13 protein-coding genes and 7 tRNA genes are annotated in these 16,803 nt (G+C 54.3%); 2 read left to right on the plus strand and 18 right to left on the minus strand.

Features of this window, described 5'->3' with window-relative positions:
• Window positions 1–4 precede the first annotated feature (4 nt).
• On the minus strand, window positions 5–2,587 hold the full coding sequence (gene leuS, locus CTZ24_RS05495) for a leucine--tRNA ligase (protein ID WP_208725009.1): 2,583 nt from the start codon (window positions 2,585–2,587) through the stop codon (window positions 5–7).
• Window positions 2,588–2,801: 214 nt separating this feature from the next.
• On the opposite strand from leuS, the gene CTZ24_RS05500 reads away from it, so the two are divergent.
• The gene (locus CTZ24_RS05500; protein WP_208725010.1) at window positions 2,802–3,284 is read left to right on the plus strand and encodes a zinc ribbon-containing protein; all 483 of its coding nucleotides are present in this window, start codon (window positions 2,802–2,804) and stop codon (window positions 3,282–3,284) included.
• A 47-nt stretch (window positions 3,285–3,331) separates the two neighbouring features.
• Here CTZ24_RS05500 and CTZ24_RS05505 read toward each other — a convergent pair whose 3' ends face one another.
• The 9 genes from CTZ24_RS05505 to miaB all read right to left on the minus strand — a co-directional run bounded on the left by CTZ24_RS05505 (window position 3,332) and on the right by miaB (window position 12,673).
• A complete protein-coding gene (locus CTZ24_RS05505) occupies window positions 3,332–4,057 on the minus strand; it encodes an amino acid ABC transporter ATP-binding protein (RefSeq protein WP_013508259.1) in 726 nt (241 codons plus the stop codon).
• Window positions 4,058–4,735 carry a glutamate/aspartate ABC transporter permease GltK gene (gene gltK, locus CTZ24_RS05510; protein ID WP_021182375.1) on the minus strand — a complete coding sequence of 226 codons (678 nt, stop codon included), beginning with the start codon at window positions 4,733–4,735 and terminating at the stop codon, window positions 4,058–4,060. It abuts the gene before it with no gap.
• Entirely contained in the window at window positions 4,735–5,475 is a 741-nt protein-coding gene (locus CTZ24_RS05515; RefSeq protein WP_021182376.1) for an amino acid ABC transporter permease, read from the minus strand. The genes gltK and CTZ24_RS05515 overlap by 1 nt, the downstream gene beginning before the upstream one ends.
• A gap of 173 nt (window positions 5,476–5,648) precedes the next feature.
• Window positions 5,649–6,575 carry a glutamate/aspartate ABC transporter substrate-binding protein gene (locus CTZ24_RS05520; RefSeq protein WP_021182377.1) on the minus strand — a complete coding sequence of 309 codons (927 nt, stop codon included), beginning with the start codon at window positions 6,573–6,575 and terminating at the stop codon, window positions 5,649–5,651.
• A gap of 435 nt (window positions 6,576–7,010) precedes the next feature.
• Window positions 7,011–8,537 (minus strand): apolipoprotein N-acyltransferase, encoded by a 1,527-nt coding sequence (gene lnt, locus CTZ24_RS05525; RefSeq protein ID WP_208725011.1) that lies wholly within the window; start codon window positions 8,535–8,537, stop codon window positions 7,011–7,013.
• 4 nt (window positions 8,538–8,541) lie between these two features.
• Window positions 8,542–9,423 carry a CNNM family magnesium/cobalt transport protein CorC gene (gene corC, locus CTZ24_RS05530; protein WP_036624428.1) on the minus strand — a complete coding sequence of 294 codons (882 nt, stop codon included), beginning with the start codon at window positions 9,421–9,423 and terminating at the stop codon, window positions 8,542–8,544.
• Window positions 9,424–9,505: 82 nt separating this feature from the next.
• Window positions 9,506–9,979, minus strand: coding sequence for an rRNA maturation RNase YbeY (gene ybeY, locus CTZ24_RS05535; protein ID WP_021182380.1), 474 nt, complete (start codon window positions 9,977–9,979; stop codon window positions 9,506–9,508).
• Window positions 9,976–11,040, minus strand: a complete 1,065-nt coding sequence (locus CTZ24_RS05540; RefSeq protein WP_021182381.1) for a PhoH family protein — start codon at window positions 11,038–11,040, stop codon at window positions 9,976–9,978. Before CTZ24_RS05540 ends, ybeY begins: the two co-directional genes overlap by 4 nt.
• Window positions 11,041–11,248: 208 nt before the next feature.
• Window positions 11,249–12,673 (minus strand): tRNA (N6-isopentenyl adenosine(37)-C2)-methylthiotransferase MiaB, encoded by a 1,425-nt coding sequence (miaB, locus tag CTZ24_RS05545; RefSeq protein ID WP_021182382.1) that lies wholly within the window; start codon window positions 12,671–12,673, stop codon window positions 11,249–11,251.
• A 161-nt stretch (window positions 12,674–12,834) separates the two neighbouring features.
• On the opposite strand from miaB, the gene ubiF reads away from it, so the two are divergent.
• Window positions 12,835–14,007, plus strand: a complete 1,173-nt coding sequence (gene ubiF / locus CTZ24_RS05550) for a 3-demethoxyubiquinol 3-hydroxylase (protein ID WP_208725012.1) — start codon at window positions 12,835–12,837, stop codon at window positions 14,005–14,007.
• A 152-nt stretch (window positions 14,008–14,159) separates the two neighbouring features.
• Here ubiF and CTZ24_RS05555 read toward each other — a convergent pair.
• The 8 genes from CTZ24_RS05555 to asnB all read right to left on the minus strand — a co-directional run bounded on the left by CTZ24_RS05555 (window position 14,160) and on the right by asnB (window position 16,715).
• Window positions 14,160–14,234: transfer RNA gene (locus CTZ24_RS05555), tRNA-Gln, on the minus strand.
• 28 nt (window positions 14,235–14,262) lie between these two features.
• Window positions 14,263–14,337 (minus strand) — tRNA-Gln (locus CTZ24_RS05560).
• An 8-nt stretch (window positions 14,338–14,345) separates the two neighbouring features.
• A tRNA-Met gene (locus CTZ24_RS05565) sits at window positions 14,346–14,422 on the minus strand.
• Window positions 14,423–14,453: 31 nt separating this feature from the next.
• A tRNA-Gln gene (locus CTZ24_RS05570) sits at window positions 14,454–14,528 on the minus strand.
• A 34-nt stretch (window positions 14,529–14,562) separates the two neighbouring features.
• A tRNA-Gln gene (locus tag CTZ24_RS05575) sits at window positions 14,563–14,637 on the minus strand.
• 22 nt (window positions 14,638–14,659) lie between these two features.
• A tRNA-Leu gene (locus tag CTZ24_RS05580) sits at window positions 14,660–14,744 on the minus strand.
• A 9-nt stretch (window positions 14,745–14,753) separates the two neighbouring features.
• Window positions 14,754–14,830 (minus strand) — tRNA-Met (locus CTZ24_RS05585).
• 217 nt (window positions 14,831–15,047) lie between these two features.
• Window positions 15,048–16,715, minus strand: coding sequence for an asparagine synthase B (gene asnB / locus CTZ24_RS05590; RefSeq protein WP_021182384.1), 1,668 nt, complete (start codon window positions 16,713–16,715; stop codon window positions 15,048–15,050).
• Window positions 16,716–16,803: the final 88 nt, after the last annotated feature.

Consider the following 16,803-nt stretch of genomic DNA (forward strand, 5'->3'; position numbering starts at 1 on the left):
GAACTTAACCCACGACCAGGTTAAGCAGTTTGCCGGGGACATAAATCACTTTACGAATGGTGACGCCTTCCAGATATTTCGCCACCAGATGCTCCTGCGCGGCACGCGCCTGCACCTGCTCCTGGGTGGCATCGGGCGCAACGGTGATTTTGCCGCGCACTTTGCCGTTAACCTGAACCACCACCAGCAGTGAGTCTTCAACCATAGCTGCTTCGTCAGCGACCGGCCAGCTGGCATCGTCGATAGTCGCTTCACCGCCCAGCGCTTCCCACAGGGCATAGCTGGTGTGCGGTGTGAACGGGTACAGCAGACGCGTGACAGCCACCAGCGCTTCCTGCAACAGGGCGCGATCCTGATCGCTCTCCTGCGGTGCGCGGATCAGCTTGTTCATCAGCTCCATGATCGCTGCAATCGCGGTGTTGAAGGTCTGACGACGGCCAATATCATCCGCCACTTTGGCGATGGTTTTGTGCAGATCGCGACGCAGCGCTTTCTGATCGTCGTTCAGGCTGTTCACATCCAGCGCAACGGTGGCACCTTTTGCGACGTGATCCCAGGCCAGTTTCCAGACACGTTTCAGGAAGCGGTTTGCGCCTTCCACGCCTGATTCCTGCCACTCCAGTGTCATTTCTGCCGGGGAAGCAAACATCATAAACAGACGTACGGTATCTGCACCGTAACGTTCTACCATCAACTGCGGGTCGATACCGTTGTTTTTCGACTTCGACATTTTGCTCATGCCAGCGTAAATCACTTCGCGGCCCTGATTGTCGATAGCTTTTACGATGCGACCTTTCTCATCGCGCTCGACGTTGACGTCAACCGGAGAAACCCAGTTACGCTCGCCGTTGGCACCCACGTAGTAGAAGGCATCTGCCAGCACCATGCCCTGACACAGCAGGCGTTTGGCTGGCTCGTCAGAGTTCACCAGGCCCGCATCACGCAGCAGCTTGTGATAGAAGCGGAAGTACATCAGGTGCATGATGGCGTGTTCGATACCGCCAACATACTGATCGACCGGCAGCCAGTAGTTCGCAGCAGCCGGGTCCAGCATACCTTCGTTGTAGTTGGCACAGGTGTAACGCGCGTAGTACCAGGATGACTCCATGAAGGTGTCAAAAGTATCGGTTTCACGCAGCGCAGGTTGGCCGTTTACGGTGGTTTTCGCCCACTCAGGATCCGCTTTGATTGGGCTGGTAATGCCGTCCATCACTACGTCTTCTGGCAGGATCACCGGCAATTGATCTTCCGGGGTTGGCATCACGGTGCCATCTTCCAGCGTGACCATCGGGATCGGCGCACCCCAGTAACGCTGACGGGAAACACCCCAGTCGCGCAGACGGTAGTTAACTTTGCGCACGCCAACGCCTTTGGCGGTCAGCGCATCAGCGATGGCGTTGAAGCCTGCCTGATGGTCGAGCCCGTCATATTCGCCGGAGTTAAACAGCGTGCCTTTTTCGGTCATCGCGGCTGCACTCAGGTCGGGTGCCGTACCATCGAGGTTCAGAATGACCGGTTTGATTGACAGGTCATATTTGGTGGCAAATTCCCAGTCGCGCTGGTCATGACCCGGAACTGCCATCACCGCACCGGTGCCGTACTCCATCAGGACGAAGTTGGCGACCCACACCGGGATCTCTTCGCCGGTCAGCGGATGGATGGCATGCAGGCCGGTGGCCATACCTTTTTTCTCCATCGTCGCCATATCGGCTTCTGCCACTTTGGTGTTGCGGCATTCGTCAATGAAGTCCACCAGCGCCGGGTTGCTGGTTGCAGCCTGCTGCGCCAAAGGATGTCCTGCGGCAACGGCTACGTAAGTCGCCCCCATAAAAGTGTCAGGGCGGGTGGTGTAGACCGTCACTTTTTCGTCGCTGTTGGCAACGTTGAAAGTGATCTCCACGCCTTCAGAGCGGCCAATCCAGTTGCGCTGCATGGTTTTGACCTGTTCCGGCCAATCTTCCAGCTTGTCGAGGTCGTTCAGCAGTTCTTCAGCGTAGTCAGTGATTTTGACAAACCATTGTGGAATCTCTTTACGCTCCACTTTGGTGTCACAGCGCCAGCAGCAGCCGTCAATGACCTGCTCGTTCGCCAGAACGGTCTGGTCATTTGGGCACCAGTTGACCGCCGAGGTCTTCTTATAAACCAGGCCTTTTTCGTACAGCTTGGTGAAGAACCATTGTTCCCAGCGATAATATTCCGGCTGGCAGGTTGCCAGTTCACGGCTCCAGTCATAACCAAAACCCAGCAGTTTGAGCTGGTTTTTCATGTACTGGATGTTGTCGTACGTCCAGGGGGCAGGGGCGGTGTTATTTTTGACTGCCGCACCTTCGGCGGGCAGACCAAATGCATCCCAGCCAATGGGTTGCAGCACGTTTTTGCCCAGCATACGCTGATAACGGGCAATCACATCACCGATGGTGTAGTTACGCACATGGCCCATGTGCAGGCGGCCGGAAGGATAGGGCAGCATAGAGAGGCAGTAGTATTTCTCTTTGCCTTCCTGCTCGGTCACTTTAAAGGTTTCATTTTCGTCCCAGTGCTGCTGGACGCGGGATTCTATCTCTTCCGGGCGGTATTGCTCTTGCATGGCTGCCTGTGGTCCTTAATGAATATCGCTCTAAGCGTACTTTTAGATCCGCATAGCATACCCATAAGGCTGCCCCTCAACAACACTTCGCGCCTTTGCCCGCGCGATTTCTACTGAATGCGCCGCCACATTCACCCTTTTGTGATTTCCTCAACGCGTGGACTTGCCAGTGACTAAACTTAATCAGGGCATTCGCAGCAGAAAGGAGAACAAAATGAATAACGTGGCGCAGGTCTATCGTGCGACGGTAGCGGCATTAACCCAACGGCTGGAGCGTGGCGAGCGTGATATTGAGGCGCTGGTTGCCAGTGCACGTCTGCGTCTGCTGGCGCAGCAGGATTTGACGTCGGCAGAGGTCGATGAAGTGATGCGTGCAGTACGGCGGGATCTCCAGGAGTTCGCACTCAGCTATGAGGAGTCATCCGATGCAGTGGGTGACTCGGTCTTTATGCGTGTTATCCGTGAGAGCATCTGGAAGGAATTGGCTGATATCACCGATAAGAGCCAACTGGAGTGGCGCGAAGTGTTTCAGGATCTGCGTCATCATGGCGTCTATCAAAGCGGCGAAGTGGTGGGGCTGGGGAATCTGGTATGCGAGAAGTGTCATTTCACCCGCGCCATTTATACCCCGGAGACCTTAACCCGTTGCCCGGAATGCGGCCACGATCAGTTCCAGCGCCAGCCATTTGAACCCTGATCCTATTTCGTCGCGGCGCGATTTATCGCGCCACGACGGGTTATGCGTTAGTGCAGGATCTTCGCCAGGAAGTCTTTGGCGCGATCTGATTGCGGATTGTTAAAGAAATCATCCTTGTTGGTGTCTTCAACAATTTTGCCTTCGTCCATAAAGATCACGCGATTGGCGACTTTGCGGGCAAAGCCCATTTCGTGGGTAACCACCATCATGGTCATCCCTTCCTGCGCCAGTTCCACCATCACGTCAAGCACTTCATTGATCATTTCCGGGTCGAGCGCTGAAGTTGGCTCATCGAACAACATGGCCACCGGATCCATGCACAGCGCACGGGCGATCGCGACACGCTGCTGCTGGCCGCCGGAGAGCTGGCCGGGAAACTTGTCAGCATGCGCGGATAAGCCGACACGCGCCAACAGCTTCAGCCCTTTTTCGCGCGCCGCCTTCTTATCGCGCTTCAGCACTTTGACCTGCGCCAGCGTCAGGTTGTCGACGATGCTCAGGTGCGGGAACAGTTCGAAATGCTGGAACACCATACCGACTTTGCTACGTAGCTGTGCGAGGTTGGTTTTCTTGTCGTTGACTTCGATGCCGGTGACCTGAATGCTGCCCTGCTGGATAGGTTCCAGACCGTTCACCGTTTTGATCAACGTTGATTTGCCAGAGCCGGACGGACCGCATACCACCACCACTTCACCGGTTTTCACTTCGGTGGAGCAGTCGGTCAGCACCTGAAAGTGCCCATACCACTTAGATACATTTTTCAGGCTAATCATTTAAACCGTCCTTTTTCTTTTCAGATAACTAACCAACAGCGAAGCGCTCAGGCTGATCACAAAGTAGACCAGTCCGGCAAACAAAATCATTTCTACCTGGGTACCGTCACGCTCACCAATGGTGGACGCGGTGCGGAAGAAGTCTGCCAGGCTGAGTACGTACACCAGCGAGGTATCCTGAAACAGCACAATCCCCTGGGTCAGTAACAGTGGCACCATCGCACGAAACGCCTGCGGCAGGATCACCAGTTGCATCGATTGCCAGTGGGTCATGCCCAGCGCCAGTGCGGCACTGGATTGCCCACGGGCGATACTGATGATGCCGGCTCGGATAATCTCCGAGTAGTAAGCGGCTTCAAACAGCGAAAAGGCTACCATCGCGGAGATCAGGCGAATATCGGTCTTCGGCGACAAGCCCAGTACCTGTTGCAGGAAACTCGGCACCACCAGATAAAACCACAGCAGCACCATCACCAGCGGTACGGAGCGGAACAGGTTGACGTACAACTTGGCAAACCAGCGGACCGGCGTGAAGGGCGACAGGCGCATCACCGCGAGGATGGTGCCCCAAATGATACCGAACACCACCGCAGTCAGCGTGATTTTGAGGGTAATCACCATACCGTTTAGCAGGTAGGGCAGGCTGGGAGGAATTGAACTCCAGTCAAAATCGTACATTATTTCCCTCCCATATTGCCGGGCAGTCGCACTTTGCGCTCCACCAGACTCATCAGCAGCATAATCACCAGGTTAATACCAATGTAAGCCAGGGTGATGGCGGTGAAAGATTCGTAGGCGTGTGCTGAGTAATCCAGCAACTTACCCGCCTGCGCGGCCATATCTACCAAACCGATGGTTGAGGCGATGGCGGAGTTCTTCACCAGGTTAAGCATTTCCGAGGTCATCGGCGGCACAATCACGCGATACGCATTTGGCAGCAGCACGTAGCGATAAGTTTGCGGCAGCGTCAGGCCCATCGCCAGCCCCGCATTTTTCTGGCCGCGCGGCAACGACTGAATTGCGGCACGCACCTGCTCACTGACGCGCGCACCGGTGAATAGCCCAAGGCAAATCACCGATGAAGAGAAGAATTGAATGTTCGGGTCCAGTTCCGATTTAAACCACATGCCAAGGTTCTCCCCCACCAGTTCCGGCGCGACCAGATACCAGAAGAAGAACTGCACAATCAGTGGAATATTGCGGAACAACTCCACGTAACAAGTACCAATCGTTGATAACAGGCGATTAGGCACGGTTCGCAGAATGCCAAAGAAGGAACCTACAAAGAAAGCGATAATCCAGGCGCAGCAGGAGACGGCAATGGTCACCTGAAATCCGGACCACAGCCAGCCGAGGTAGGTCGTGTTGCCGAACGGGGCCGGTTGTAAAAAGATGCCCCAGTTCCAGTCGATACCCATAACGAGCTCCGGTAAAAAAAGGGTAACTTATACCTGTAGGGTACAAGTTACCCGGAAGATTGATGAACGGTGTCTTGCTTACTCTTCTCAGGGGAACGACCTGTGAGAGTCTGTCTGTCCGCACCGTGTTTTCAGCAATCGAGAGGGCAGCAGGGCCGCCCTTATTGTGATTGTTAGTTCATTGCCTTGTCGTTTGGTGCTTTGAACAGCGCTTTCATATCATCCGAGAGATCAAAATTGATGTTCATGCCTTTTGGCGGGATCGGATTTTTGAACCACTTATCAAACCATTTGGCCGCTTCGCCAGAGGTCTGCGCCTGGGCAATGGTGTCATCCATCAGCTTTTTAAACTCAGGATCGTTTTTGCGCAGCATACAGCCGTAAGCTTCATGCGATTGCGGCGTGCCGAGGATTTCCCAGTTATCCGGTTTCTTCGCTTTGGCGCGTTCACCGGCCAGCAGGGCGTCATCCATCATAAAGGCCACGGCACGACCGGTTTCCAGCGTACGGAAGGAGTCACCGTGATCTTTGGCGCTGATAATACGCATGCCCATTTTTTGTGAATCATTCAGCTTGTTCAGCAGAATTTCTGAGGTGGTGCCGGAGGTGACAACCACGGTTTTACCTTTCAGATCAGCGAAATCTTTAATCGGGCCGCCTTTTTTCACCAGCAGACGTGTACCTACCACGAAGATGGTGTCAGAGAAGGCTGCCTGTTGCTGACGTTCCAGGTTGTTGGTGGTGGAACCACATTCGAAATCAAAGGTGCCGTTTTGCAGCAATGGAATACGGTTCTGCGAGGTGATTGGCAGCATTTTGACCTGCAAATCCGGTTTGTTCAGCTTTTTCTTAATGGCTTCAACAATCGCGTTGGAGTAATCCTGCGAATAGCCGACGACTTTTTGCTCATTGTCGTAGTAAGAGAAGGGAACAGACGATTCGCGATGCCCGACGACAATCACGCCATTTTTGCTGATTTTATCCAGCGTGCTGACTTGCTGGTCGGCTGGTGCTGCGGCTGCCGGTTTAGCATCTTCCGCATGAGCCACGGAGGCGAGGCCAGCCAGAGCCAGGCAAAGGCCCAGTTTCCGTAATTTCATCTCCAACTCCTTCGTATTGCTGGTGCACAGCAGATAAACTGCGCAGATTGTGATGTTGTGTGTATTTTTCGCTGCTTTTCTGATTATCCCGTAGCGCAACCGCGCGCAGGATAGTGCTTAACATAGCGAATTGTTAACGCAATGAAACAGAAAAGTTTCTTTTTTGCGAGCCGCTCCGCACCAATAAAAAGCAAAATTTGACCTGTGCGCCACAATGGTGCGCATCATTGCCTTATTACGGTGCTTCATGGCGAGCATTACGCTGACAAAAGCTGATGTTTGCGAAAAACACTGAAATAAATAGCAATGATCGTGCCAAAGCGATTAATGAGTGTAAAAAGCCAGCAGAGAATGTGGTAAAGCCACGGGACGGGAGCGGAAAAATGCGATAAAAAAAGGCGAAGGATGAGCTTCGCCTTGGTAAAACGTGGGAGGTTAGTGACGACGTCGTAACAGCGCCAGCACTACGCCCAGTAATGTCAGTACCCACACCGGCCAAATACCGGCTTTGGCATAGGGGGTTTCACCGGTGGTCGGAGTCACTTTGGCGGTCAGCACATCACGCGTGAACTGCGGCAGCATCTTCTCAACCTCTCCGTTGGCGTTAACCACCGCCGTGACGCCATTATTGGTATCACGTAGTAACGGACGACCCAGTTCCAGCGCCCGCATTCTCGCCATCTGGAAATGCTGCCATGGGCCGATGGAGTGACCAAACCAGGCATCATTCGAGACGGTAAGCAGGAAGTTAGTGTCCTGATGGAAATTGGCGCGAACCTGTTCACCCAATACGATTTCATAGCAGATGGCGGTGGTCAGGTTATAACCCGCCACTTTCAGCGCAGGCTGGATATAAGCGCCACGGCTGAATGACGACATCGGCAAATCGAAAAACGGAGCCAGCGGTCGTAGCAATTCTTCCAGCGGGACAAACTCACCAAACGGCACCAGATGGTTTTTCTGGTAACGGTTTTGGCTTTGATAGCTGTAAGGTTGTTCGCCACCCAACACAATCACCGAGTTGTAATCGTGGTAACGGTTGTCGCCTTCCAGACGTGAATCGACGATGCCAGTGATGAGTGAGCTACCGCGTGCGCGCAGTTCGTCATCCAGCGCGCGCAGGAACGGTTGCTGATTACTTTCCAGATCGGTAATCGCCGATTCCGGCCAGATAATAATCGGCGCTTTGCCCATCCACGGCTGGCTGTAAGAGGTGTAGACCCGCAGGGTATTCAGCAGTTGCTGGGGATCCCACTTCATCGATTGCGGGATGTTGCCCTGTACCATCGCGACATTGACACTGCGTTCCGGCAGCGGTTGATACCACTGCAACATGCGTAGCGGCCACGGCAGCAACAGCAGCAGTGCGGCAGCGATCAGGCTTTTGACGTTGCGTTGATGCAGCGCATACGCCAGCAGACCGGCAATGACCATCAACAGGAAGGTAATGGTTTCCACTCCGGCCAGCGGAGCCAGGCCTTTCAGCGGGCCATCAATCTGGCTGTAGCCAAACTGGAGCCACGGAAATCCGGTGAGGATCCAGCCGCGCAGGAACTCGGTGATTTGCCATAATGCCGGGGCCGCCACTGCCAGACGCCATAATGTGACGCGAGGCCACAGGCGATTAAGCAGGATGGCAAACAGCATCGGGTAGAGCGACAGGTAGGCAGCCAGCAACACCACCAGGAAAACGTTAACCGGTCCCGGCATACCGCCAAAAGTCGCAATGCTGACGTATACCCAGTTGATACCACTGCCAAACAGGCCAAAAGCCCAGGCGAAGCCAATCGCGGCCGCCTGCGCGGTACGACGGTCCAGCAATAACAGTTGCAGGCCACACAGCGAAATCAGCGCCGCGGGCCAGAAATCATACGGGGAAAAGGAAAGGGTGCCGATGGCACCCGTAATTAACGCCAGCAGCAGGCGAACCCGCTGCCGCGAGTAGAGAGAGGCTAAAGCCATAAAGTTATTCGTCATCCAGTTGAGGGAGCGGCGAGTCTTCCGGAATTTTTACATGCACCTGGATGATACGGCGGCTGTCAGCCATGGCGACCTTGAATTGGTAACCATCAATTTCAATGCTTTCACCGCGCGCGGGAAGGTGGCCGAATCCCTGCATCACCAGACCGCCAATGGTATCCACTTCGTCATCACTGAAGCCGGTACCAAACACCTCGTTGAAGTCTTCAATCGGCGTCAACGCACGCACCGTGTAGGTGTGGCGGTTTAACTGACGGATATCACGATCTTCTTCATCGTCATACTCGTCTTCAATCTCTCCGACGATCAGTTCAAGGATGTCTTCAATGGTCACCAGACCGGACACGCCGCCAAATTCATCAATCACAATCGCCATATGATAGCGCTGTGAACGGAACTCTTTCAGCATGCGGTCCACACGCTTGCTTTCCGGCACCACGACTGCCGGACGCAGTACCTTCTCCATGCTGAAAGGTTCTGAGGCGCTGCTCATAAAGGGCAGCAAATCCTTCGCCATCAGAATGCCTTCAACGTGGTCTTTATCTTCGCTGATCACCGGAAAGCGGGAATGGGCCGATTCGATGATCACCGCCAGGCACTCTTCGAGGCTCTGGTTACGCTTCAGGGTGATCATCTGGGAACGTGGGATCATGATGTCGCGCACGCGTTGTTCGGCAATATCCAGCACCCCTTCCAGCATGTCGCGGGTGTCCTGGTCGATCAGTTCTTTTTGCTCAGAATCGCGGATTAGCCCCAGCAGTTCGTCACGGTTTTTCGGTTCGCCGTGGAACAATTGGTTGATTAGCAGGGAAAAAAATCCCTTTTTACTACTGGGTGCATCGCTGTTTTGAGAATGGTCGTCGCTCATGGCGTTTTTATTTAGTTCTCTCTGGTGAGGGAAGGAAACTGCCGGCGTCCACGCCAGCAGCATAATGACCGGAGCCAGTGGCTCAGGCGTCTTCTTTCTCCGAAATGTACGGGTCCGGATAACCAAGGGCAAGCATTATCTCGGTCTCCAGCGCTTCCATTTCTTCGGCTTCATCGTCTTCGATATGGTCGTAACCCAGCAGGTGCAGTGTACCGTGCACCACCATGTGCGCCCAGTGGGCTTCCAGGGTTTTCCCTTGTTCAACGGCTTCTTGCTCCACGACCTGGCGGCAAATAATCAGGTCACCCAGCAGCGGCAACTCAATGCCGGGTGGGGCTTCAAAGGGAAAAGAGAGCACGTTGGTCGGCTTATCTTTCCCACGATAAGTCAGATTTAGCTCATGACTTTCCGCCTCATCAACCAGACGTATCGTCACTTCGCTCTCGGGCTGGAACGGGGTGACGGCAGCTTCCAGCCAACGCTGGAAAGCCGCTTCGTCAGGTAAGCCCTGGCTGTCAGCACAAGCCAGTTGTAGATCAAGAATTACCGCGCTCATGAAGGCTCCTGCGGGCTGGGTTGGGTGGCCGCGAGCGCTTCACGTTTACGCTCTTCGGCCTGTTTATCACGGCGCTTCTGGTCTGCTTCTTCCCAGGCTTCATAGGCGATAACGATGCGCGCCACCACCGGGTGACGTACCACATCTTCGCTGTGGAAGAAGTTAAAGCTGAGTTCATCGACTTCGGACAACACTTCGATAGCATGGCGCAGGCCGGATTTCGTATGGCGCGGCAGGTCAATCTGCGTTACGTCACCGGTAATCACTGCTTTGGAGTTAAAACCAATACGCGTCAGGAACATCTTCATCTGCTCGATGGTGGTGTTCTGGCTCTCATCAAGGATGATAAAGGCATCATTCAGCGTACGGCCACGCATATACGCCAGCGGTGCCACTTCGATGACGTTGCGTTCCATCAGTTTTTCAACCCGCTCAAAACCGAGCATCTCGAACAACGCATCGTAAAGTGGGCGCAGATAAGGATCGACTTTCTGGCTGAGATCGCCTGGCAGGAAACCAAGTTTCTCGCCGGCTTCGACCGCCGGACGCGTCAGCAGAATACGGCGAATTTCCTGGCGTTCCAGCGCATCGACTGCGGCAGCGACCGCCAGATAGGTTTTACCCGTACCGGCAGGACCGATACCAAAGGTAATGTCATGGTCGAGAATATTGGCGATGTATTGCGCCTGGTTGGGCGTGCGCGGTTTAATCACACCGCGTTTGGTCTTGATATTGACCGCTTTACCGTACTCCGGCACGCTCTCCGCACTTTGTTCCAGTACGCGACTCTCTTTAATCGCTAAATGGATTTGCTCGGGTTCGATATCCTGGAACTGACCACGTACGGGTGCCGTATCCACATACAGGGTGCGCAGAATATCTGCTGCGGCGTTGACGCACAGCGTGCGGCCCACCAGTTTAAATTGGTTGTCACGGCGGTTGATTTCGATCCCCAGACGCCGTTCCAGCTGTTTCACATTGTCATCAAACGGACCGCACAGGCTGAGCAGTCGGCGGTTATCTACCGGTTCAAGGGCGATTTCACGAGTTTCGATATTCAAATGAATCCTTTGGGTCACTCAGGGCCAGTTGAAAAAGTGTATCCGAGGCGTGGCAGCAAGGCCCGACGCATCATTACGGAATTATTTATGGGGCAACGCCTGGGCGCAAGCTTCAGGGGAGATATTTGGGCAGCACTGCCAGAATGCAAGTGCTGCCTGAGGCAACAGGCGACAGCGTTTTGTGCGCTGTCGCTCAAAGGTCGGGGTTTCAAGGCTGGAACAGACCTACGCCGATTTCGTTCTCTTTACGCGTACGCGCAATCACCGACGCCGGGCTTTCTACCACACGCAGGCCCATCTCGTCTTCTGTACGTACCACTTTGCCACGTAATGAGTTGGTATAAACATCGACGATTTCCACGTCAACGAACTTACCAATCATGCCGACCGAGCCTTCGAAATTCACCACGCGGTTGTTTGCAGTACGACCTGACAGTTCCATCACGTTTTTACGTGAGGTACCTTCCACCAGGATGCGCTGCACGGTACCCAACATACGGCGGCTGATGCCCATCGCCTGCTGGTTGATGCGGTCTTGCAGGATGTACAGGCGTTGCTTCTTCTCCTCTTCCGGCACATCGTCCGGCAGGTCGGCCGCTGGCGTACCCGGGCGTGCGGAGTAGATAAAGCTAAAGCTCATGTCGAAATTGATATCGCCAATCAGCTTCATGGTCTGTTCGAAATCCTGCTGGGTTTCACCGGGGAAGCCGATGATAAAGTCGGAGCTGATTTCAATATCCGGACGCGCCACGCGCAGTTTACGGATGATCGCTTTGTACTCCAGCGCCGTGTGCGCGCGTTTCATCAGCGTCAGAATGCGGTCAGCGCCGCTCTGCACCGGCAGATGCAGGAAGCTGACCAGCTCCGGCGTATCACGGTAAACCTCAATGATATCGTCCGTGAACTCAATCGGATGGCTGGTGGTGAAACGGATGCGGTCGATACCGTCGATCGCCGCCACCAGACGCAGCAGTTCAGCGAAGGTGCAGAAGTCACCGTCAAAGGTCGCGCCGCGATACGCGTTGACGTTCTGGCCCAGCAGGTTAACTTCGCGCACACCCTGGGCCGCCAACTGGGCGATTTCCAGCAGAATGTCGTCACTTGGACGGCTCACTTCTTCGCCACGGGTGTAAGGCACCACGCAGAAAGTACAGTATTTGTTGCAGCCTTCCATGATGGAAACAAACGCTGTAGGGCCTTCTGCACGCGGTTCGGGCAGACGGTCAAATTTCTCAATTTCCGGGAAGCTGATATCGACGATTGGACTTTTGCTGCCGCGCACGGTGTTGATCATCTCCGGCAGGCGATGCAACGTTTGTGGACCAAACACGATATCGACGCAGGGCGCGCGCTGGCGAATATGGTCGCCTTCCTGAGAAGCCACGCAGCCACCCACGCCAATGATGAGGTCGGGATTACGCTCTTTCAGCGTTTTCCAGCGTCCTAACTGATGGAAAACCTTCTCCTGTGCCTTCTCACGAATGGAACAGGTGTTGAGCAGCAGAACGTCTGCCTCTTCGGCTTCCTCAGTCAGGGTGTAGCCGTGGGTGCTGTTCAGCAGGTCAGCCATCTTCGATGAATCATACTCATTCATCTGACAGCCCCAGGTTTTGATATGCAGTTTTTTGGTCATTGGACTAGCCATTAATTCAGTGCAGGTAAGTGCTGGGCGCGTATTGTAATGCTTTGCTGCTGTTGTGACCAGTATAAGGGTAAGGGCTTTTCTGATCGTGACGTGAATTTCCGGTACACTTCGCACAATGAGCGCTGCGTTAGATATGAGGGATAACGGTAATGCAGGATTCACATTTTGATGTGGTGGTGATTGGCGGCGGGATGGTTGGTGCGGCCCTGGCCTGCGGCCTGGCGCAGCAGCAATTCCGTGTGGCGGTGGTTGAGCGGGCTGAACCGGCCCCTTTTGATGCGGCGCGCGCGCCGGATGTTCGTATTTCCGCCATTGGTGCGTCGTCGGTGGCGTTGCTGCAACAGCTTAACGTCTGGCCGCGTGTGCAGGCGATGCGTTGTGCACCTTACCGCAAGCTGGAAACCTGGGAATGGCAAACGGCCCATGTCACCTTTGATGCGGCATCACTCGGTCTGTCTGAACTGGGTTATATGGTTGAGAACAGCGTGCTGCAACGCGCGTTGTGGGAAAAGATGCAGGAAGATGGGGTGACCTTATGCGCTCCGGCCAGCCTGGATAATGTGCTGCCGCACAGCGGCGGTTGGCATGTGCAACTGGACAATGGCACCACGCTGGATGCCAGACTGGTGGTGGGGGCCGATGGTGCCAATTCTCGCGTGCGCCAATTGGCCGGGATTGGTGTGCATGGCTGGAACTACGCGCAATCTTGCATGTTGATTAGCGTCGAGTGTGAACATGACGCCGGGGATGCCACCTGGCAACAGTTTACGCCGGAAGGGCCGCGCGCGTTCTTGCCGCTGTTCGGCAGGCATGCTTCGCTGGTGTGGTATGACGCGCCAGCACGTATTCGTCAGTTGCAAAGTTTGCCGTTGCCACAGTTGGAAAAAGAGATCCACGCGCATTTTCCGGCGCGGGTGGGGCGTTTTCAGGTGCAGGCGGCGGCATCCTTTCCGCTGGTGCGACGCCATGCAACGCGCTATGTCACCGCCGGGCTGGCGTTGGTTGGCGATGCGGCGCACACCATCAATCCGTTGGCCGGGCAGGGGGTGAATCTTGGCTATCGTGATGTGGATGCGTTGCTGGACACGCTGGTGCAGGCGCGTAGTCAGGCGGAGTCGTGGTCATCGGCGGCGGTGTTGCAGCGTTATCAGCGCCAGCGCCGCAGAGATAATTTGTTGATGCAGGGCGGAATGGATCTGTTTTACTTCGCTTTCAGCAATAAACTGCCGCCGCTGCGTTTCGCCCGTAATCTGGGACTGATCGCTGCTGAACACGCCGGTGCGTTAAAACGTCAGGTGCTGCGTTACGCGTTGGGGCTTTAATCTGGCATTTATGCACATTCCGTAGCGGCGCGATTTATCGCGCAGGTTTTAAAATCAAAAGAGCGTGATAAATCGCGCCGCTACGGGGGATGTGTTTTTACATAAACCCAGAAAACAATAAAGCCCGCAAAAGCGGGCTTTATTGTGCAATTTGGCTGGGGTGCAGGGATTCGAACCCCGGAATGCCGGAATCAGAATCCGGTGCCTTACCGCTTGGCGACACCCCAATAGGTGTTTGGTCAAATTGTCTTTGTATGGCTGGGGTGCAGGGATTCGAACCCCGGAATGGTGGAATCAGAATCCACTGCCTTACCGCTTGGCGACACCCCAATTTTATATGGTGGCTACGACGGGAATCGAACCTGTGACCCCAGCATTATGAGTGCTGTGCTCTAACCAGCTGAGCTACGTAGCCAAATTGTACTGCTTTACATCATATCCGACGATGGCTGGGATACCTGGATTCGAACCAGGGAATGCCGGTATCAAAAACCGGTGCCTTACCGCTTGGCGATATCCCAATAGTCGACTCATATCCACGAGAGTTCATCGGATTGGCTGGGGTACCTGGATTCGAACCAGGGAATGCCGGTATCAAAAACCGGTGCCTTACCGCTTGGCGATACCCCATCCGGCTGCCGAAGACTGGAAATGGTGCGGGAGGCGAGACTTGAACTCGCACACCTTGCGGCGCCAGAACCTAAATCTGGTGCGTCTACCAATTTCGCCACTCCCGCAAAAAAAGATGGTGGCTACGACGGGAATCGAACCTGTGACCCCAGCATTATGAGTGCTGTGCTCTAACCAGCTGAGCTACGTAGCCATCTTTTTTTCGCGCTACCTTCATCGGCGTTGCGGGGCGCATTATGCGTATTGAGCTTTGTAGCGTCAACAAATTTTTTACCGTTTTTCGCCTTAATGCGCCTGTTTGTCTGGCTTATAACCAGGCTGATGATTTATTCGGCAATTTTCGATCAATACAAACGCAACGGATAAAAAAAGGGGCCATTTCTGGCCCCTTTTACTTGATATTAAAAATCTTATTTATAGGCTGACTGATGCACGCCTACCGCACGACCTGATGGATCGTCCATCGATTTGAACGCTTCATCCCATTCAATCGCTTTTGCGGAAGAACAGGCCACCGACGGACCACCCGGCACACATTCAGCGGCACTCGGGATCGGGAACAGTTCTTCAAAGATCTCACGGTACAGATACGCTTCTTTGGAGTTCGGCGTGTTGTACGGGAAGCGGAAGTGGGCGGTCGCCAGTTGTTGATCGCTAACCTGCTTCGCGGCCACTTCTTTCAGGGTGTCGATCCAGCTGTAACCTACACCGTCAGAGAACTGCTCTTTCTGACGCCATGCCACGCTTTCCGGCAGATATGAGGAGAAGCATTCACGCAGGATGTGTTTTTCCATCTTGCCGTTGCTGCCACACATTTTATCTTCCGGATTGATGCGCATCGCGACATCCAGGAATTTCTTGTCGAGGAACGGCACACGCGCTTCCACACCCCAGGCTGACATCGCTTTGTTAGCACGGGCACAGTCATACATATGCAGTGCCAGCAGCTTACGCACGTTCTCCTCGTGGAACTCTTTGGCGTTCGGCGCTTTGTGGAAGTAGAGGTAGCCACCAAACACTTCATCAGCACCTTCGCCAGACAGCACCATTTTGATACCCATCGCTTTGATTTTACGCGACATCAGGTACATCGGCGTTGAGGCACGGATAGTGGTCACATCGTAGGTTTCGATGTGGTAAATCACATCACGAATTGCATCCAGACCTTCCTGCACGGTGAAGTGGATTTCATGGTGCACGGTGCCGAGATGTTCCGCGACCGATTTCGCCGCTTTCAGGTCCGGTGAACCTTCCAGACCTACCGCGAAGGAGTGCAGTTGCGGCCACCAGGCATCGCTCTTGTCATGATCTTCTACGCGTTTTGCCGCAAAACGTTTGGTCACTGCGGAGATAATGGACGAGTCCAGACCACCAGACAGCAGCACGCCGTAGGGGACGTCTGACATCAGATGGCTTTTGACTGACTCTTCCAGCGCGGCTTTCAGACCGGCGGCATCAGTAACGTTGTGCTCAACGGCTTTGTAATCCATCCAGTCACGCTGCCAGTAACGACGGATTTCGCCATCGGTGCTGGAGAGGTAGCTTCCCGGCGGGAATTCTTTGATGGAGCGGCACACCGGCACCAGCGCTTTCATTTCGGAAGCGACATAGAAGTTGCCGTGTTCATCGTTACCCATATACAGCGGGATGATACCGATATGGTCACGACCAATCAGATATTGTTGTTTCACGCTGTCCCACAGAATAAAGGCAAACATGCCTTGCAGGTCATCGAGGAAATCGACGCCTTTTTCCTGATACAGCGCGAGGATCACTTCACAGTCAGAACCGGTCTGGAACTGATAGCGATCGCTCAGTTCAGCACGCAGCGCCTGATGGTTGTAGATTTCACCGTTTACCGCCAGTACGTGGGTGTGATCGGCGTTGTACAGCGGCTGTGCGCCGTTGTTGACGTCAACAATTGACAGGCGCTCATGCGCCAGAATGGCTTTGTCATCGGCATAGACGCCTGACCAGTCCGGGCCGCGATGGCGCATCAGACGGGAACATTCCAGCGCTTTCTTGCGCAATTCAACAGGATCGGTTTTCAGATCCAGCACACCAAAAATCGAACACATAACTGACTCCTGATCTCACCCTGTGGGGATGTTATTTCTACGTTTGTCCGGCAGCATCGGCTGCGTGATGTATAAGAAAATGCGCTAT

Origin of the sequence: Pantoea phytobeneficialis, assembly GCF_009728735.1 — a bacterium.
In the GTDB taxonomy this organism is placed as follows: domain Bacteria; phylum Pseudomonadota; class Gammaproteobacteria; order Enterobacterales; family Enterobacteriaceae; genus Pantoea; species Pantoea phytobeneficialis.